This is a genomic window from Nonomuraea solani, from assembly GCF_900108335.1.
GTDB lineage: Bacteria > Actinomycetota > Actinomycetes > Streptosporangiales > Streptosporangiaceae > Nonomuraea > Nonomuraea solani.
The window spans coordinates 1-19643 of sequence record NZ_FNVT01000028.1 but is presented as its reverse complement, the minus strand read 5'-3'; the positions used below and the strand labels follow the sequence as shown (position 1 = coordinate 19643).

Annotated in this window: 11 protein-coding genes; 4 read left to right on the top strand and 7 right to left on the bottom strand. The window is 72.5% G+C overall.

What is annotated here, in order from left to right:
* The 4 genes from C4V41_RS52625 to C4V41_RS52600 form a co-directional block, all read right to left on the bottom strand.
* Entirely contained in the window at window positions 1–5490 is a 5490-nt protein-coding gene (locus C4V41_RS52625; protein ID WP_103963621.1) for a type I polyketide synthase, read from the bottom strand.
* On the bottom strand, window positions 5487–11240 hold the full coding sequence (locus C4V41_RS61325) for an AMP-binding protein (RefSeq protein WP_146104147.1): 5754 nt from the start codon (window positions 11238–11240) through the stop codon (window positions 5487–5489). Before C4V41_RS61325 ends, C4V41_RS52625 begins: the two co-directional genes overlap by 4 nt.
* A 12-nt stretch (window positions 11241–11252) precedes the next feature.
* On the bottom strand, window positions 11253–12737 hold the full coding sequence (locus tag C4V41_RS52610) for a thioesterase II family protein (protein ID WP_103963620.1): 1485 nt from the start codon (window positions 12735–12737) through the stop codon (window positions 11253–11255).
* 871 nt (window positions 12738–13608) lie between these two features.
* A complete protein-coding gene (locus C4V41_RS52600) occupies window positions 13609–14586 on the bottom strand; it encodes a carcinine hydrolase/isopenicillin-N N-acyltransferase family protein (protein ID WP_235030938.1) in 978 nt (325 codons plus the stop codon).
* A 317-nt stretch (window positions 14587–14903) separates the two neighbouring features.
* Between C4V41_RS52600 and C4V41_RS52595 the strand changes: the two genes are divergently transcribed.
* A complete protein-coding gene (locus tag C4V41_RS52595) occupies window positions 14904–15419 on the top strand; it encodes an RICIN domain-containing protein (RefSeq protein ID WP_103963617.1) in 516 nt (171 codons plus the stop codon).
* A gap of 25 nt (window positions 15420–15444) precedes the next feature.
* On the opposite strand, the gene C4V41_RS52590 is transcribed toward C4V41_RS52595, so the two are convergent.
* Window positions 15445–15963, bottom strand: a complete 519-nt coding sequence (locus tag C4V41_RS52590) for a hypothetical protein (protein WP_200824858.1) — start codon at window positions 15961–15963, stop codon at window positions 15445–15447.
* A 200-nt stretch (window positions 15964–16163) separates the two neighbouring features.
* Window positions 16164–16817, bottom strand: coding sequence for a tetratricopeptide repeat protein (locus tag C4V41_RS52580; RefSeq protein WP_160150704.1), 654 nt, complete (start codon window positions 16815–16817; stop codon window positions 16164–16166).
* A 179-nt stretch (window positions 16818–16996) separates the two neighbouring features.
* On the opposite strand from C4V41_RS52580, the gene C4V41_RS52575 reads away from it, so the two are divergent.
* From C4V41_RS52575 to C4V41_RS52565, 3 genes are all read left to right on the top strand, one after another.
* Window positions 16997–17587, top strand: coding sequence for a CGNR zinc finger domain-containing protein (locus C4V41_RS52575; RefSeq protein ID WP_103963614.1), 591 nt, complete (start codon window positions 16997–16999; stop codon window positions 17585–17587).
* A gap of 23 nt (window positions 17588–17610) precedes the next feature.
* Entirely contained in the window at window positions 17611–18099 is a 489-nt protein-coding gene (locus tag C4V41_RS52570; protein ID WP_103963697.1) for a protein-tyrosine phosphatase family protein, read from the top strand.
* 142 nt (window positions 18100–18241) lie between these two features.
* Window positions 18242–18475 carry a heavy-metal-associated domain-containing protein gene (locus C4V41_RS52565; RefSeq protein ID WP_103963613.1) on the top strand — a complete coding sequence of 78 codons (234 nt, stop codon included), beginning with the start codon at window positions 18242–18244 and terminating at the stop codon, window positions 18473–18475.
* A 55-nt stretch (window positions 18476–18530) separates the two neighbouring features.
* On the opposite strand, the gene C4V41_RS52560 is transcribed toward C4V41_RS52565, so the two are convergent.
* Window positions 18531–19643: MFS transporter (locus C4V41_RS52560; protein WP_103963612.1), on the bottom strand; the 1113-nt coding region annotated here is incomplete at its 5' end.

Below are 19643 nucleotides of genomic sequence, written 5' to 3'. Positions count from 1 at the left end.
TCAGCGCCTTTCCTCTCGGGGGAGCCGGGTGATCGTCGTTGCCGGTTTCTGGGCGCCCTGGCCGCGCAGCTCCTCCACCAGCGCGGCCATGCCGGCCACGGTGGGCACCTGGAAGAGGCTGCGCATCGGCAGCCGGACGCCGATCTGCTTCCTGATGAGGGCGATGAGCTGGACCGCCACCAGCGAGTTGCCGCCCATGTCGAAGAAGTCCTGCTCGACGCTGACGCGCCGGGCGCCGAGCACCTCGCCCACCAGCCCGGCGAGCATGCTCTCCAGGTCGTTGCGGGGGGCGACATGATCGTCGGAGACCGCCTCGGCGTCGCCGGCGGCGGAGGCGGCGGCCAGCTCGTCGGCCACGGTGTCCTGGGTCAGCTCGCGTACCCCGGCCACGAACTCGGGCAGCGCGGTGGCGTTCACCACGACCTGGGTGCCCAGGTCCGTGGCGAGCAGGCGGCGGAAGGCCTCGGCGCCGTCCGCCGGCGGGATGCCGCGCCTGGCCCCGTCGAGGTCCAGGGCGACGCCCGCGGCCGCGGACTCCTCCTTCACCGTCACGTCCTCGGCCGCGTGCCTGGCCCCTTCGCCGACGGTTCGGGTCATCGCCTGCGGGTCGATGCGCCTGAGCACGAAGTCGGAGACGCTCACCACCCGCTCGCCGGCGTCGTCGTACAGGGTGAGATCGGCGGCCAGCACCTCGCCGCCGCCGGTGTCGCGGAGCCGGGCGTGGCTCCACAGCGCGGCCGGGAGCGGGGCGTGCACGGTGATCCGGCCGTAGCCGAGCGGCAGGTAGCTGTGCTCACCGGAGACGGCGATGAACGCGGTCGCCTCGTCCAGCAGCGCCGGGTGCAGCGGCAGGACGGCCAGCTCGGCGGCGACGTCAGGACCGGCCGTCAGGTGGGCGAGCTGCTCGTTCTGGCCGAGCCGTACGGCGCGCAGGCTGTTCCACCGCGGCCCGAACGTGACCAGCCCCGACGCCGAGGCGAACGGGTTGGCCCCGCCGGTGTCGTGGGTGCAGCGGGCCCGCGCTTCGGCGAGGCTTTCGGCGGATTCCTCGGTTGCCACCCAGGCGGCCGAGCCGCGGGCGTGCTGGATCGGGTCACCGCCGGTGACGCTGACCACCTCGAAGTCCACGCCGTCGCCGGTGGGGGTGAGCAGCACCCGCAACTCCGCGCTGGCCCCCTCGGCGACCGGCAGCGGCGCGACGAAGGCGACGTCGCGCAGCTCGATCGCGTGGCCGGGCCCGGGGCACGGCACAGCCGCCTCGAACGCGGCCCGAGCGGTCTCCAGGTAGCCGGTGCCGGGCATCACGGGCACTCCGGCCACGCGGTGCTCGTCCAGGATCCAGTGCGTGCCGGCCGACAGGGTCGCGGCGTACCAGGGCTGGCGGCCGGCGCTCTCGTGCCGGTGGCTGAGCACCGGGTGGTCCAGCCGGGTCACCCGGTCGCCGCGCTGCAGGGCGCGGAACGCCACCGGCGCGGCCACCTCGGCGGCCATGCCGACCTCCAGCCAGGCTCCCCAGTTCACCGACAGGACCCGGCCGGGCCAGACGTGCGCGTACGCGTCCATGAAATTGTTGGCCGCGCAGTAGTCGACCTGGCCGAAGCCGCCCGCGACGGCGGTCACCGAGGAGCAGAGCAGCACGAAGTCGAGCGGCAGGTCGCCGAACACCTCGCGCAGCGCCAGCGTGCCGGCGATCTTGGGCGCCATGACGTCGTCGGCGGCCCGGCGCTCCTTGACCTCGGCCATGCCGCCGCCCGGAACCCCGGCCGCGTGCACGACCCCGTCGACGCGGCCGAACCTGGCGAGCGCCTCGTCCCTGGCCAGGCGCAGCGACCCGGGGTCGGTCACGTCGGCGGCGAGCACGATCACCTCGGCGCCCGCCCGCTCCATGCGGCGGACGGCGGCGACGGCCCGCCGCACCCGCTCCGGCGCCCCGTCGAGCGCGTCCCAGTCGGCCCGGGGCGGCAGCCCGGAGCGGCCGAGCAGGACCAGCCTGGCCTGGACGCGCTCGGCCAGGTCCCCGGCCAGGGTGAGGCCGATGCCGCCGAGCCCGCCGGTGATGACGTACACGCCGTTCCGGCGCAGCGGGTCGTCCTGCGGCGGCAGCGGCACCGGCTCGAAGCCGCGCAGCCAGCGGTGACCCGCCCGCAGCGCGATGGGGGACGGCGGCTCGCCCTCCGCCGGTTCGGCGGGCGCGGCGGCCAGCTCGGCCAGCACCTTGCCCACGTCGTACGGCCCCGGCTCCAGGTCGAGATGGCGGGCCGTCAGCCAGCGGGCCTCCAGCGGGACGACGCCGGTGATGCCGGCGACCGTGGCGTGCTCGGGCCGGTGGACGTCCTGGCCGGTGACGCCCTGCGTGCCGGCGGTCAGGATGTCGAGCCGGACCCCCGCCTCGCGCTCGGCGCCGGCCAGCGCCTGCACCAAAGCCAGCAGGCTGTGGAAGCCGACATCCTGGGCGGCGGTGGCCTGCTCGGGGGTGGTCGCCGGGGTGCCGTCCAGCGTCCAGGCGTGGATGACGCGGGCCGGCACCCCGGTCTCGGCGATCAGCGCCTCATAGTCGTCGCGTTCGGCCGGGCGGATGGTGATCGTGCCGTCGGGGGCGGTGCCGTACGCGCTGCCGGGCACCACCCGGACGGCGTCGGCGCCGGCCGCGCGCAGCCCGTCCAGCAGCGGCTCGGCGGCAGGGCCCGCGAACACCAGGCAGCGCAGGCCGGCGAGCGCGGCGGTCCCCGCCGGGGCCACGGGCGCCTGGCGCCAGGCCGGCGCCGAGAACCACTCCTCCAGCGGCAGCGCGCCCGTGTTCGGCGGCCGGGTGAAGACGAGCTCCGGGTCGAAGTCGGTGTGCACCCAGTGGTTCGTGCGCTCGTACGGATAGGTCGGCAGCGGGACGCGGCGGGCGGGCTCGGCCAGCGCGTCGGTGTCCAGCGGGACGCCCGCCGTCCACAGGGCGCCGGCCGTCGCGTAGAGGACCTCCAGGTCGGACTTGGCGTCGGCGGGGCCGGGCAGGCTGGTCAGCGGCCGCGGGGCGTTCGCGGGCAACTGGGTCCTGGCCAGACCGGCGAGCTGGCGTCCGGGACCGCACTCCACCAGCCGCCACTCGCCCTCGGCGGCGAGCGTCGCCACGCAGTCGCCGAACCGGATCGCCTCACGCAGGTGGCTCGTCCAGTAGGCGGGGTCCGTGGCCTGCTCGGCGGTGATCCAGGTGCCGGTCACGTTCGACAGGAAGGGCAGGCCGGGCGCGTGCCGGGCCGCGGCGGCGACGGCCTCGTGGAAGTCGCCGAGAATCGGGTCCATCATGCCGGAGTGGAAGGCGTGCGAGGTGCGCAGCGTGGTGTGCTCGACGCCGCTCTCACCGAGCCGGGCCGCGTAGGCGGCGATCAGCTCGCCTGGGCCGGCGACGACGCACGTGCCGGGGCCGTTGACGGTGGCGATCGACAGGCCCTCCGGCAGGTCCCGGCGCACCTCCTCGTGGTCGAGGCGCACGGCGAGCATCGCGCCGGGCGGCATGCTCTGCATGAGCCGGCCCCGGGCGGCCACCAGGCGCAGCGCGTCGGGCAGGGAGAAGACGCCCGCGACGGTCGCGGCGACGTACTCGCCGATGCTGTGCCCGATCATCGCGGCCGGCTCCACGCCCCACGAGCGCCACAGAGCGGCCAGCGCCCACTCCACCGTGAACAGCGCGGGCTGCGTGAGCGCCGTCTGCCGCAGCCGCTCGTCGGCGGCCTCCCGCTCGTCCTCGGCCGGGAAGAGCAGGGTACGCAGGTCCAGGCCGAGCTCCTCGCGCAGGATCGCCGTGCACTCGTCCACCGCGGCGGCGAACACCGGCTCCGTACGGTAGAGCCCGGCACCCATGCCCGCGTACTGCGCGCCCTGACCCGAGAACAGCCAGGCCACCTTGGCCGTGCCCGCCTTGCCCTTGACCAGCCGGCGCGGCGTGGTCAGCGCCGTGACCGCGTCGGCGGCGTCGGCGGCCACCACCGCGGCCCGGTGCGCGTACCGCCGCCGGCCCGCACGCAGCGTGTGCGCCACGTCGGCCAGATCGGTCTCCCGCCCTTCGAGGTGCCCGGCCAGCCGGGCGACGGCGGCGTCCAGCGCGGCCGGCGTGCGGGCCGACAGCAGCAGCAGGTGGGCGGGGCGCGGCGGGGCGGTCGGCAGCGGCGCGGGCGGCGCCTGCTCGACGAGCACGTGCGCGTTGGTGCCGCCGATGCCGAAGGAACTGACGCCCGCCCGGCGCGGGAAGCCGTTCGTCTCCCATTTGGTCAGCGTCGAGACGACCCGGAAGGGGTTGGTGCCGAAGTCGATGCGCGGGTTCGGCGTCTCGAAGTTGAGGCTGGGCGGGATCATGCCGTGTTCCAGCGCGAGCACGGTCTTGATGAAGCCCGCGATGCCGGCCGCCGGGCCGAGATGGCCGATGTTGGTCTTGACCGAGCCGATGCCGCACCAGCCCGCCTCGTCCGTGCCGGCGCCGAGCACGCTGGACAGGGCCGCGACCTCGATCGGGTCGCCCAGCGAGGTGCCGGTGCCGTGCGCCTCGACGTAGGTGACGGTACGCGGGTCGATCTGCGCGACCCCCATCGCCTGGGAGACCGCCGCCGCCTGGCCCTCGGAGCTCGGCGCGGAGAAGCCCATCTTGGTCGCGCCGTCGTTGTTGATCGCGTTGCCGATCACCACCGCGCGGATGTGGTCGCCGTCGGCGATGGCGTCGGACAGCCGCTTCAGCACGGCCATGCCGCCGCCCCCGCCCCAGATCGTGCCGGCCGCGGCGGCGTCGAACGCCCGGCAGTGCCCGTCGGGGGCGTAGATGCCGTCCTGGTGGAACTGGTACCCCCACTCGGCGGGCAGTTCCAGGGAGGCTCCGCCGGTCAGCGCCATGTCGCACTCGCCGGTGCGCAGCGCCTCGCACGCCACGTGCAGGGCGACGAGCGAGGAGGAGCAGGCGGTGTGCAGGGTGATGCTGGGGCCGCGCAGGTCCAGCTTGTACGACACCATCGTGGCCAGGTAGTCGGGGTGGTTACCGGTGTAGACGGCGAGGTTCCCGACGGAGGAGAACACCTTCTTGTTCGGCCGGATGTACAGCCATTGGTACTCATCCGACCCGATGGCCCCGTACACCCCGATCTCGCCGGCGTAGCGGGCGGGATCGTAGCCCGCGTCGTCCAGCGCGGTGCTGGCCAGCTCCAGGAACATCCGCTGCTGCGGGTCGCGCAACTCCGCCTCGCGCGGCGACATGCCGAAGAACGCGGCGTCGAGGGCGCCGTAGTCGTCCGCGATGGAGCACGCCGGGACGAACGTCGGATCGTCCAGCAGATAGTCGGGTACGCCGAGCGCCTCCTGCTCCGCGCGCGTGTAGAAACGCACCGACTCGACGCCCCCGGTCAGGTTGCGCCAGTAGGCGGACACGTCCTCGGCGCCGGGCAGACGGCAGGCCAGACCGACGACCGCGATCGGCTCGACGCCGGGCCCCTCTTCCTCGTGGTTCAGCGCAGCGGTCATTCTTCGTTCTCCCGTCTGGCCCGGTGGGGCCGAATTGTGGGTCGTGCCCGGCGCGCCGCGACCCGCCGGGCCGCGCGCTCCGTTCCCGCGGTGCGCCGCTCGCCGTCGAGGTGGGCCGCGAGTGTTCGTACGGTCGGGAAGCGGAACAGGTCCACGATCGGCACCTCGCGCCCGAGTGAGGCGGCGAGGCGGGCCTGGACCTGAGCGGTGGCGAGCGAGTGCCCGCCGATCTCGAAGAAGTTCGCGTCGGCGGAGACCCGCGGCAGGCCGAGGACCTCCCGCCAGATGCCGGCGACGAGGCGCTCCGTCGCGGTGGCGGGCTCCTGTCCGTGCCCCGCCGCGGCCTTCGGGGGCGGGGCGGGCAGGGCGGCCCGGTCCACCTTGCCGTTCGGCGTCAGCGGCAGCGCCGGCAGCAGCACCAGCTCGGCCGGGACCGCGTAGTCGGGCAGGCCGGCCGCGAGGTGCCGGCGCAGCTCGCCCGCCTGGACGGCCGCGCTCTCCGGCACCGCGTACGCGTGCAGCACCCGGCCGGCCGGCTGCTCCGCCACCCGCACGGCGGCGGCCCGGACGCCGGGGTGCGCGGCCAGCACGGCCTCGACCTCGCCCAGTTCGACCCGGTAGCCCCGGATCTTCACCTGCCCATCGGCTCGTCCGGCGATCATGACCCGGCCGTCCGGGTCGTGGCGGCCGAGGTCGCCGGTGCGGTAGCGGGCCGTCTCGCCGTCCGGCTCGCGGGCGAATCGTTGCCGGGTGAGCTCTTCGTCCAGGTACGCCTCCGCCAGACGGCGGCTCCTGATCACCACCTCACCCAGTTCCCCGACGGCGGCCGGGGCGCCGGCGGCGTCCAGCACGAGCAACTCCGCCCCGTCCACGCCGTGGCCGACGGGCACCGGGTCGCTGCCCGTCACCTGGCCGATGATCTCGTGCACGGCCTGCGCCTGGGGCGTTTCGGTGGTGCCGTACGTGTTGACCAGCCGCGCCTTCGGCGCCACCGCCGCGAACCGCGCCACCTCCGCGTACGTCAGCCGGTCCCCGCCGAACAGCACCAGCCGCAGATCGGGCAGCTCCATCCCGGCCGCGGCTATCAGGGTGGCGAGCTGCGGGGTCAGGTGCGCGACCGTGATGCCCTTCTGGCGCAGCCATGACGCCAGCCGGGCCGGGTCCCGCACCCGGTCCTGGCCCGGCACGTGCAGCGTCGCCCCCAGGGTGAGCGGCGTCCAGACGTCCCGTAGGAGCGGGTCGTGCGCCAGCCCGGCCAGCAGCGCGAACCGGTCGTCGGCGGTCAGGTCGTACTCGGTGGCGTACCAGGAGAGGAAGCGGGCCAGCGGGCGTTCCGCGGCCCGGACCGGCTTGGGTTCACCGGTGGTGCCGGACGTGAACGCCAGATACCCCCGCCCTCCGAACGGCACCGGAAACCCCACCTCGCCAGCGGTTCCGGCCGCCCCCAACAGACCAGCCACTTCGCGCCACCCGGCCGTCTTGGCTGGTTCGGCCGGCTCGGAACGTCCGGCTGGTTGGGGGAGCCAGGTCAGCTCGGAGGGGACGGGTACGCCGGGGCAGGCGATCAGCGCGCGGGCGTCGGCGGAGCGGGCCTGGGCCGCGAGGCGGGCGGGCGGCAGGGCGGAGTCGAGCACGGCCCAGCGGGCACCGGCGCCCAGGACGCCGAGCATCAGAGCGGGCAACTCGCACGTGCGAGCGGCCAGGATCGCCACCGTCTCGCCCGGCCGCACCGTCGCGGACACGGCGTCGCCGGTCGCCACCGCAAGGCGAACCAGCTCGGCATAGGTCAGCTCGCCACTCTCACCGGCGACCGCCACCCGATCACCACCGGCCTGCCCTGGAGTGTCCTGCGCTTGAACACCGTCGGCCCGCCCGAGAGCGTCCCGCGCCTGGTCACCGTCCGTCCGTGTGAGGACGCCCCGTAAAGGAGGCAGCCCGGCGGCCTGTGCGAGGACGCGTTCCACAACCCCGGGGCCGTCCCAGCCGGGGAGCGGACCGGTCCCGTCCGGCAGCGTCATCCCGCTCGGTCCGCTGCGAAGGGACGCGCGCCGGACCGCCCGCTCAGGAACGGCCACCAGGTCACCGAGAATCCCGAGGTAACCCGCGAGCAGCTCCTCGATCCGCTCCCTCCGGAACAGCCGCGGGTTGTACACGGCCTGCAGCACATACCGCCCGTCCCGTTCCCCGACGTACAGGGTCAGGTCGAACAACGCCCCCGGCAGCCCAGGCGGCAGCGGGACGGCCGTGACACCGGGGAGTTCCAGCCGTGGCTCGGTGAAGTCGTACATGTTGAACAGCACTTGGACCAGCGGATTCCTGGACAGGTCACGGCCGGGCCCGAGCCGGTCGACCAGCCGCTCCAGGTGTACGTCGAGATGCGCCAGCGCACCGGACAACGCCTCCTGGCTGCGCGTCACATGCGCCTCGAAGGTCTCGCCGTCCTCGACCCGCAGCCGTACCGGCAGCACCTGCACCAGACACCCGGCCAGCGGATGGAAGGCCGGATCGCGCCGATCGGCGACCGGCGCCCCGACGATCAGGTCCCGCTGCCCGGTGAGCCGCCGCAGCACCTGCGCGAACGCCGCCAGCATCACCGCGTACGGCGTGCCACCCAAGCGCGCGGCCAGCGTGCGGACCCCGGCGCTGACGGAGGCATCGGCCTCGGCGGTGGCGCCGGCCCCCTCGAACGTCTGCACGGCCGGGCGCGGATGGTCGCGCGGCAGGTCGAGTACGGTGGGCGCGCCCTCCAGATGGTCCCGCCACCACTCCAGGTTCGCTTCCTTGTCCCGCCCGTCGAGGTAGGCCACGTACCCGCCGAAGGACGTACGCAGCGGCGTGAGCGCCGCGCGGCGGTAGGCGCGGCCGAGATCGTCATAGAGCACCTGCTGCGACCAGCCATCGAACACCAGGTGATGCGCCGTGATGGCCAGCACATACTCCTCGCCAGCCCTTCCGCCGACGCCCTCATCGGCCTCTCCACCGACCCCTCCATCGGCCCCATCGCCGGCCCTCTCGTTGATGCCCTCCTCGGCCCTCTCCCCGCCCCTCTCGTCGGTCCCCTCGCCGGCCTTCTTGTCGGTGACGCGCAGGAGCCTGGCCCGCCACAGCGGCCCCGTCGCCAGGTCGAAGGCGAGCCGGGCCTCGGCCTCCAGCCGCTCGCCCACCTCCGCCTCGGTCACGTCCTCCACCGGCAGCGGTACGGGGCCGGGCGGCGACACGGCGACGGCCGGCACCCCGTCCGACTGCGGGACGCGCCACCTCAGCACCTCATGCCGCTCGGCCACCACCGCCAGGGCGGCGCGCAGGGCGGCGACGTCCAGCGGCCCGGACAGACGTTGCGCCATCGCGATGTTGTGCGCGGGCGTCCCGGGCGCCAGCCGTTCCACGAACCACATCCGCCGCTGCACCGCCGACAGCGCGGCCGGCGCCACGGCGAGCGGCTCGTCCCGCACTGGCGGGGCCTGCTCGGCGAGGCGGGCGATGCCGGCCACGGTACGGCCCGCGAGCACGTCGCCGACCTCGATCTCCCTGCCGAGCCCGGTACGCAGCAGCGCGGTCAGCCGCATCGCCACCAGCGAGTGCCCACCGGACGCCAGGAAGTCGTCATCCGGCCCCGGCTCCCCGGTCCCGAACGCCTCAGCCCAGGCCGCCGCGACACGACGCTCAATCTCGCCCGCCGCCTCATCCCCGGACCGCGCCGGCCCGATCTCTCTTGCCGCGGGCCGCTCCGGCCTGGTCTCGTTCGCGGCGAGCGGCTCTGGACCGCTCTCGCTCGCGGCAAGCTGGTCCGGTCCGGGCTCCCTGACTGCGGGCCGCTTTGGCCTGGTTTCGCTTGTTGCGTGCCGGTCCGGTCCGGCCTCCTGCGGTGGGTGCGTGCCGCGTGTCCCGGAGTCCGTGCTCGTGCTCGGCGCACCGTTCGCGAGGGACGCGGCGCGGTGGGCGCGTAGGGCCGCCATGTCGATCTTGCCGGCCACAGTCAGCGGCAGCACGGCCAGCCGTATCACCCTGGTCGGCACCATGTACGCGGGCATGCTCTCCAGGCAGTGGGCCCGCACGCCATCGATGCCGGGCGCGTCCTCCGGCGCCAGATAGGCGGTCAGCTCCTTCAGGCCCGCCGGGCCGGCCGTCACGTCCGCCACCGCCTGCCGTACCCCGGGATGCGCGCGCAGCACCGCCTCGACCTCGCCGATCTCGACGCGCTGGCCCTGGACCTTCACCTGCCGGTCCAGCCGGCCGAGGAAACCGATGCGGCCGTCGTCCTCCAGCACGACCTGGTCCCCGGTCCGGTACATCCGAGCCCCCGGCCCGCCGTACGGGTTCGGCACGAACCGTTCGGCCGACAGCCCCGGCCGGTCCAGGTAACCGCGCGCCAGTTGCGGGCCGCCGATGCACAGCTCCCCTGGGGTGCCGGGCGGGCAGGGCCGGAGCAGGTCGTCGAGGATGTACGCGTGGCAGCCCGGCAGCGCGTACCCGATGGGCAGTGGCCTGTCCCAGACGCCCGTCAGTTCGGTGCCGACCACGCAGACCGTGGTCTCGGTGGGGCCGTACCAGTTGTGGAAGCGCCGCCCGCCCGTCGCCCAGCGGGCCACCTGCTCGGGCCCGGCCGGCTCGCCCGCAGTGAGCAGGTCGCGCAGCCAGGGCAGCCGGTCCGGCTCCAGCAGCGGGAGCAGGGCGGGTGGGATCGTGCCCCAGGTCACCTGGTGCCGTTCCAGGAAGCGCTGGAGCCGGGTGGGGTCGACGCGGTCCTCGTCGGGGATGAACATCACGGACCCGCCTCGTGCCAGCGGGGCGAAGACGTCCAGCACCGACACGTCGAACCCGAGCGCCGCGAACCCGATGGACCGGCACCCGGCGTCCAGCCCGAACACCTCGCCCGCCATGGTCACGAACGACACCGCCGCGGCATGACTCACCACCACCCCCTTGGGCCGCCCCGTCGAGCCGGAGGTGAAGAGCACATAGGCCGCCGCATCGGGCAGGGTGACGCCCGGGGGTGGCGCGGCCGCGTTCGATGGTGTGGGACGCAACGGCGACTCGACCATGCCCAGGGGTGTCACACGCGCGGTCGGATCGGCTGTGCCTGGTGGTGTGGCACGCGCGGTCGGATCGACTGTGCTGTCCGGTGGTGTCACACGCGGATCGACTGTGCCCGGAGGGATGGCACGTACGGTCGGTTCGGCCGCGCCCGCCCCCGTGACATGCGTGGGCGGCTTGGTCGCGACGTCGACGTGCGCATGTGCCAGGCCGGAGGGCGTGACCTGCACGTTCTGGCCGGTGAGTGTGGCAGGCATGGGCCGGCCGGTGGATGTGACGGGCGTGGCCTGGCCCGTGGGTGGGATGGGCGCGGGTGGCTTGCCGTTGTTCGGCCGGCGCGCCGTTTCCAGTCGGACGGGGAGCCCGGCCAGCAGGCCGATGCCCGTCTCGTCGGCGACGCACGTGGTGATCCCGGCGTCCTCGATGATCGCTTCGAGCCGCCGGCGCGGGTGTGAGGGATCCAGCGGTACGTACGCGCCTCCCGACATGAGGACGCCGAGCACGCAGACCAGCAGGTCAGGAGTGCGGCGGTGGCAGATGCCGATCCGGACCTCGGGCCCGGCCCCGAGGTCGCGCAGCCGCTGGGCCAGCGCCGCCGACGCGGACACCAGCTCGCGATAGGTCAGCCCGTGGTCTCCTTGCGACACGGCCGTCGCGTCCGGAGTGCGCCCGGCCTGAGCCAGGACGAGGTCATGAAGAAGCGCCCCGTTGGTCACCCTGTCCCCCCGTTACCCTGCCTGTTCTGCCGGTATGTCGAATCTCAGCCGCACCCTGTCGTGCGGCACCGCGACTGCTCCCAACGCTTCTCCCCGTGAGGTGTGCAACGGCAGGTGTACGACCTGCCACCGGGCCAGCCGATCCAGCTCCGGCCCGCACTGGGCATGCCAGGGGCCGGGATCGGTGAGGTCGGGAAAGCCGACCACCGCTGGATCGGTCCGCCGGCCGTCGGCGGCCATCAACGCCCGTTTCGCGGCGACGGCGCGCACCGCCAGCCACCGCCGGTCCTCCTCGGCGGCGTCCTCGATCTGCTCGCGTTCGTCCTCGCTCAACTCGGCCAGTCCGCCATCCGGCCCCTCGAGATCCAGCCCACGCAGAATGGACACCCCGACCCTGACCCTGGCTCCTGCTCCGGCCTCATGCCCGGCACCCACCGCCGGGCCCGCGCCGTTCGCAAGACCGAGGCCGTTCGCATGGCTCGCGCCGTCCCGGCGGCTGGGGTCGTTCGCGTGGATCGGGCCGTTCGCGTGGGTCGGGCCATCCGTGTGACCAGGGCCGTTCTGGTGGGTCGGGCCGTTCGTGTGACCCGGGTTGTCCGCATCGTCTGGGCCCTCCGCGTGACCAGGACCCTCCGCGTGACCAGGACCGTCCGCGTGGCTAGGGGCGATGGCGGCCAGCAGGGTCAGGTCGTTCGTGTGGCTTGTGGCGACCGTGGCCCGGCCGGTGTAGTGGCGCAGGACTGTGGTGTGGTCGGCGGGCCGGCCCAGCCAGAGGTGGAGTTCGTCCGGTTCGGGCAGAGGGCGCTTGCCCGCCAGATCAGCGGCGATGAGCGCCGCCAGTTCGGCGGGCCGGTCCTTGACGAACAGATGGCCGCCGCGCAACGTACGCAGGCGGAAACCGGCGTTGGTGTGCCTGGCCCAGCCGAGCATCTCCGCCGCGCCGACCTCCCCGTCGTCCACCCCGGTGAAGGCCACGATGGGACAGCCGATCGCAGGCTCGGGAGCGAACACGTAGTTCTTGATCCAGGCGAAGTCCGACCGCAGCACCGGCATCATCAGCTCCCGCAGCTCAGCCACGTGCTTGAGCTCCGACAGCGCCCCCGACCTGCGGATGAGCTGGTCGATGAAGGCGTCGTCGGGCAGGTCCACGGCGGCCGCCAGCGGCACCCGGCGGTCCGGTGGATGCGCCCCGCCGACGTACAGCCTCGACGGCGCCGGCAGACCGCGCCGGCGCAGCTCGCGAACCACCTCGAAGGCCAGCCGGGCGCCCATGCTGTGGCCGTACAGGGCGTACGGCTCGTCCGTGGCGGCCGCCACCTCGTCGGCGACCTCGGCGATCGTGAAGGCCGGCGGTTCGGCGATGCGGTTCTCCCGGCCGGGAAGCTGGACGGGGACCACGGTGAGATCGGCGAGCTCGCGGAGGAGTCCGGTGTAGGCGCCGGCGCCTCCTCCGGCGTAGGGCAGGCAGAACATCGTGCGGACAGGGCGTGGATCCATGGGGTGGGAATCCTGCACTGCCGCGGCTAGCTGGCCGCTGATCGCCCAGCACCTCCCCTGCGGGGAGTCGCCGTACGCGGCGCGCGCGGCCGGGGGAAGGATGCGGATTGGGGGATTCGTCGCTGAATACAGAGGTCGTCAACCGCCATGTTACGGCGCTCCTCGACAATTTCCTCGTAACAACATCGAAATAGGGAGCTGTGCGAACTGTCTGACATGGCGTGTGATCTCACGCCGTTGCACGACATTAACTCTTATATCGATGTTTGCCGGGTGGAGTCAACGGCGCGATTAGCGGTGCTTGCGGCCGGTTGGAAGGTAAGTAAAGTCCGCCCCCAAATGCCTCTTGCATCGCTGGACCTGCGATGATATGTGCGGTTCGCATCCCAAAATGACCGTAAATACGATTTGGGCGACCGAAACCTCATCCGAACGAAGTTTCGATATGTTTGATGGGTTCTATCCGGTTTGGGGTGTTTGTCGCAGGCCTCTCGAAGGACGGCATGTCCCTGTCGAAGTGCGGCGCCGCGCCAATAGGGCCGTGCGAGAAGGCCCTTCGGGTGCTCGAGATCGCCGGTGCCTTGCAGGACGTACACACGCCTCCGGACTCGTTTGTCGCCCGCCTTGTCAAGTGGCAATGAATCTTTCAAATATTGGCCGGTCCGATTGTCCTGCCGCCCTAATCCGGGCTTGGGACATGCCGAAACTCCGGCTCGACGTGCAAGATTGAGCCGCCACTCAGGCGCGGTCCAGGCCCGGTGAACGGATTGTGCATTTATTCACCGGGAAAAGAATTCTCGAATTGATTTCTCGGGGGCCACGCCCGGTGGCCCGCCGAATAAGTTAATCGCCCAGGGAATGCGCGTACGCGTTAACCGTCCGCGGAAAGGCGTAGATCGTGCACACGGGACCACCGTTGCGCCGTGACGATTTTGGCGGTCGCGTTCTCCAGGTCGTACACGATCGACCACCGCGTGTGGTGCTGAGCGACCCTCTTGAGCAACTCCATCGCCTCCGTGCCGCCACCCTCGGTGAGGAGGCGGTAGCGGCGGTCGGCCAGCTTGGTGGCGCGGTCGGCGCCGTACATCGTGATGTTGGTGAGGTAGCGGTCGTCGATGACGTTCATGCGGCCGTCGGCGTACTCGACGACCGCGGCCCTGCCGGCCCGGTCCGCGATCAGGTAGTGGAGCTGCGGGCCGCCGGTGAAGTCGAGGTCGTAGCGGCGCATCAGGTCGATCGCCTCAGGCACGGTGGCGGCCCGGTCGAGCATCAGCCGGATGATCCGTACGCCGCTCACGACGGTGCGTCCCTGAGTGCGCGCGGGTAACCGCGCGTCGGGCGCCTGGGCCAGGCCGACGGCGAGCCCCTTCTCGTTCATGCCGTCGAACGGCGTCAGCACCGCGTGCGCCAGCCGCCGCCGGTCCTGGGCGGCGCTCAGATCCGGCCGGGCCCCCGGCGGGAACAAGTAGGAGACGTCGGCCAGGGAGAGCGAGGCGTAGCCGTCCGGCGGGCGGGAGTGGATGACCATGGCCGGGTTGGGGTCCCAGTCGAAGTTCCTGCCGAACTCGCCGGGACGGTGGAACAGCGAGCACGCCCAGCCGTCGCCCTTCCTGGCCAGCTCCGCGTCGGTGAGCGGTGCCTCGACGTCGTAGCCGCCGTGGTAGGTCATCTCGAACAGCGGCATGTCGTCCAGCCGGCGCAGGCTGGCCGCCGTACGGGCGATCTGGTCCTCCGTCTGCCGGAGAACCCCTTGAGGAGCCGCCCCGGAGGGTGTCGGCGCGGCGGGCGCGCACGCCACCGATGCCGTAAGGATCAGGACCGACAACATCACCACGGCAGGGGTCCGCATGCTTCGTAGTGTGCCTCCCCGGCGCCCGCCATGTCACCCGTGGGCCAGGACGCCTCACTACCGCCAAAGTTGACTCCGATGTCCATCGCCGGGTTGATTTCACGCCGCTCGCCGATCTGTACGTTGGCGGAATGTCGTCTCGTTCCCGGTGGGGGAGCGATGCGCGACGGGGAAGGCTGGTCGGCGTGATGGTGCCGCGGCCACGGAACCGTATGCCGCCGCAATCGCGGGGGCCGGCACACGGACGCGTGGCCCTGTCCCGGCCTGCTCGCTGACCGAAGCCGGCGACCGAATCGATCACCCTCGAAAGGACATCCATGCGTACGAGTTCCAAGGCCGCCGCCGTGGCCGTGACCGCCCTGACCCTGCTGTCCCTGGCGCCCGCCACGTCCGCCACGTCCGCCACGGCCACCACGGCCACCACGGCCACCACGGCCGCGGCCGCGGCCGGCCGGGCGTACGTCAATGGCGCGACCGGCATGTGCCTGGCCGTCGGCAGGGGAGAGGCCAGGGCGGGCAAGCAGGTGATCCAGTGGCCGTGCATCGGGAGCAAGTCGCAGCGCTGGATTTACCGGGGCGGCCGGCTCGTGAACGTCAAGACCGGGATGTGCCTGGCCATCGGGCGCGGTGAGAAGAAGCAGGGCAAGGTCGCGATCCAGTGGCCGTGCACCGACGGCGGGCTGGCGCAGGTGTGGAACTACACCGGTACGCACCTGAAGAACGAGGCCACGAAGATGTGCCTGGCCATCGGGAACGGCGAGAAGCGCAAGGGCAAGGCCGCGATCCAGTGGTCCTGCAAGGCTAGCGCTTCGCAGACCTGGCTCCGGAAATGACCCGCGCCCCGGGCGGCCGGTCTGGTCAGGCCGCGCCCGGCCGGTGTCGTACGAAATCTGGATGGGGCTCGCCGACATCGATGACGTTCTCGTCGAGGCCGTTACCGAGGTGAAAACGGCCCACGTCGAAGACGAACTCCACGGCGCCGGTGCCCTCCGCCAGGTCGAGACCTGATGGCCGCCACTCGAGCAGCGCGACTTCGCGGAGCTCCCGGCCGGCCAACGGCTCAAGCCGCTCGTCCGCGCCGGACCACACCGGCGTCGGTTCGTACCACTCCCAGCCACTGATCGCGGCCGTCGTGTCGCTGCTGTTCCAGCCGATCGACAGCTCATCGAGCTTCGAGTGGCAGATCTCCACCTGGACACCGTCGAAGTCCAGGACGACCGGGCAGTCGGCGTACCGATCCCCGTCCTCGGCGAAACGCACGACGGCGAACCCGGTCAGCCGCCGCCCCTCAAGCGCGGCCAGACCGGGCCCGTGCGCCTCGCGGACTGCTTCGAGCCCGACGAGGAAGTCCGGCTCGAAGCCGGAAATGCCCGTCATCACGAAACCCGCCGTTCGGCGAAGTGTGACAGCACCCTTTCGACGAGCGCGGGCACGTCGGCGTCGGCCATCGGTTCGCCGGTCATGCCCATCCGGTGGAGCAGCGTTCCGACGATGACGTCGATGAAGAACAGGACCCGGTGCTCCGGCTCGCCGAGCGCGTCCTGGAGCGCGAGCCGGTACGGGTCCCGCAGCCGAGGCTAGTGTGTTTCCCGGTCGTGGCCGAGCGCCGAGCGGACGATGTCGAGGCCGGTCAGGGAGTGGGCGAGGTCGATGTGGCGGCGTTCGGGGCAGTCCGCGGCCAGCCGCCGGCGAATGCTCACCGCCTCTTCCGCCAGGGGCAGCGCTTCGGCCGCCTGGCCGCGTTCGGTGAGGATCAGGCTGAGGTCGACGAGCGCCTCCGCGAGGTCGGCCAGGTAGCGGTCGGGGGAGGTCGCGGCCAGTCGCCGGTAGATGGCGATCGCCTCCTGCCCGGCGCTCAGGGCTTCGGCCGGCCGGTCCAGCGCGGTCAGGGTCGTGCCGAGGTTGATGAGCGCGTCGGCGAGGTCGGCCAGGTGGCGGCCGGGGGAGACTGCGGCCAGTCGCCGGTAGAGGGCTATCGCCTCCTGCTCGGCGTGTAACGCCTCGTCGTGCCGGTCGAGCTCGGAGAGGGTCACGCCGAGTGTCATCAGGCAGATGACGAGCTCGTACAGGTAGGGCTCGGGGGAGGCCGCGGCCAGCCGCCGGTAGATGGCGATGGCCTCGCGCTCGGCGGCCAGGGCGTCGGCCGCGTGGTCGCACTCCCCGAGATGCACCCGTTCCATGAGCGACCGAGCCCGTCCGCTCTCGTCGCTCTCGTCCGGGACTCTCACCACAGCTCAGCTCTCCATCGACATCAGGAGGTTCAAGGTTCGACCCGTCAAGAGTGCTGGGCGCCGCTTCCCATGTCGTCAACCCTGAGGTTGAACCTTCCTCAGACGCTCGCGGTAGTTCCGCGCAGCAGGACGTAAGGGGTATATTCGCTTTTATTCGGTTACACGGAAGGTGGTGAGGCATGCGGATCTCCATCACCGACTATGCGGTGGGGGCGACGGTGGCCGGTGACCTGGCCAACACCTCTCCCACCGTGCAGACCGCCACAGGGGACGCCCTGCCGACCCCGGAGGCGCTGATCCGCTTTCTCGACGGGCACGGCCTGCGGCTCGATGCCCTGGCGGACGGGCGGCCGCCGACCGGCGACGACGTCCGCGAGGTGCACCTGCTGCGCCGCGAGGCGCGTGGCGTCGTGGAGACCGAGACGGAGGACCAGGCCGTCGCGGGTGCCGCCGTCCTGGCCGGGCGGGCCGGCCTCAGCCCGGTGCTGGACCGCGATCCCGCAGGTCAGTGGCAGTGGTACGTCCCGACCGCGCGGGGCGCGTCGATCGCCGGGGAACTGGCCGCGGTCATCGGCGTCGGCCTGCTCGGCGCCGTTCGCGCCCTCGGCCACGGCCGGTTCCGCGCCTGCGTCGCCCCGGGCTGCCGCGGCGTGTTCGTCGACACCAGCCGCGGAGGACGCCGCGTCTACTGCACGCCCGACCTGTGCGGCAACCGGCTCAATGTCGCCAACCACCGCGCACGGAACCGGCTGGGCAGCCTCACCGAGTGAAAGTCACAGTGACGGGAGAACTGATGCGGAACCCAAGAGACAGCGCGACGCCGCCGCTCACCGGCGCCCTCCAACTCCCGGACGGAACCTGGATCCGGGGCCGTGGCCTGCGCCATCCGCTGCCCGAGGGGCCGACCCCCGCCTTCGGGCTGTACCTCGGCTCCGACCGGCTCCGCCGCCACCACGAGGGTGAGCTGCGCTGGTCGCACGAGTGGATCGAGTGGCCCGACTTCCTGCTGCCCCGCGACCGCGATCTCGCCGTGCGGCGAATCCACGCGCTGTACGAGCGGGCGCGGGCGGGCGCCGCGGTGGAGGTCGCCTGCGGGGGCGGCATCGGCCGCACCGGTACGGTCGTCGCCTGCCTCGCCATCCTGGCCGGCCTCGCCCCGGCCGACGCCGTCACCTGGACACGCGCCCACCACCATCACCGGGCCATCGAGACCCCATGGCAACGCCGCTGGGTCCTGCGCTTCCCGTCCCTCCCCTTGAACGCGCGCGACCAGGGCGCCTGAGACATCACGCTGAGCCGCTTCCGGTTTCCGCCATGGCGTCTCCCGGAAGCCTCCGCGGCCCCTCCGGCCTCCCGTTGTGCGGCACGATCCCGACTGAGGGCGCGAGATCCCATCGGCGTCCCGTGCTGAAGGAGGAATCCGGTTGATCACCACCGCGTACAGTCTGGTCGCGTACGACGTCAGCAGCCTGACCCCGGAGACGTGCGAGCACTGCCTGGCGGCCGTCAGGTCCGAGCTCATCCAGGTCCCGGGCGTCGTGGGCGTGGACGTCACGCCCGCGCGCTCCCGGGTGAGCGTGCTCGCCGACGGCCGCCTGGACCAGGAGCTCATCAAGGAGGCGTTCGCGGCCGCCGGCTGCGGCGCCGTGGACTCGTGACGTGACCGTGCCCCGGCTCTCACCCAGAGCCGGGGCACGGTCACGATCCTGCGGGTCAGCCACCGGCCGCATCGGCCGGGGCGGTGGTGCGGGTACGCAGGGTCGCCGCGGCGATCAGGGCCCCTGTGAGGGCGATGCCGGCGGCGCCGATGAAGGCGGCCGAGAAGCCGTTGGTCAGTGCGGGCAGGTCGCCGGTCCGGCTGGAGCCGTTGGCGGCGGCTAGGGCGGTCATGGCGGCCAGGCCGAGTGCGGAGCCTACTTGGTAGCTGGTGTTGACGATGCCTGAGGCGAGGCCGCCTTCCTCGGGGCGGGCGGAGGAGATGGCGGTGCCGAGGGAGGGGATGAAGGCCAGTGACATGCCGAGGGCGGCGAGGAGGCTGGCGGGCAGGACGTCGGTGGTGAAGTCGCCGTTGGGGCTGATCTGGGATAGCCAGGCCATTGCGGCGGTGAGTAGGAGCAGGCCGGTGATCGTGGTCGGTTTGGGGCCGAGGCGGTTGATGGCCTGGGGTGCCAGGGTGATCATGCCGATCATGATGAGGACGGTCATCGGGAGCAGCGCGGCGCCGCTGGGGAAGGCGCTGTAGCCGAGGACCTGCTGCAGGTAGAGGTTGAGGAAGAACCACATGGGGATCCACGCGCCGCCGAGCAGGAGTTGGGTCAGGTTGGCGGCGGCGAGGTTGGGGGTGTGGAAGATGGACAGGCGCATCAGTGGTTCGCGGTGGCGGGCTTGGATGGCGAGGAACGCGGTGAGCAGGGTCAGGGCGATGGCGAGGGTGGTCCATGTCTGGGCCGATGCCCAGCCGGTCTCGGGTGCGCGGACGATGGCGTAGACGGCGGTGCCGAGGCCGAGGGTGACGGTCAGGGTGCCGAGTACGTCGATGGGGCCGCGCTGGGATCGGCCGGCGGGCATCAGCGGGCCGGTGGCCAGGAGTGCGGCGAGTGCGATGGGGATGTTGATGTGGAAGATCCAGGGCCAGCTCAGGTATTCGGTGATGAGGCCGCCGAGGAACACGCCGGCGGTGCCGCCCGCGGGTGCGGCGGCGCCGTACAGGGCCAGGGCCTTGGTCAGTTCTTTGGGGTCGTGGCCGAACAGCATCATCAGCAGGGTGAGTGCGGATGGGGCGATCAGTGCGGCTCCCACGCCCTGGATGGCGCGGCCGGTCAGTTC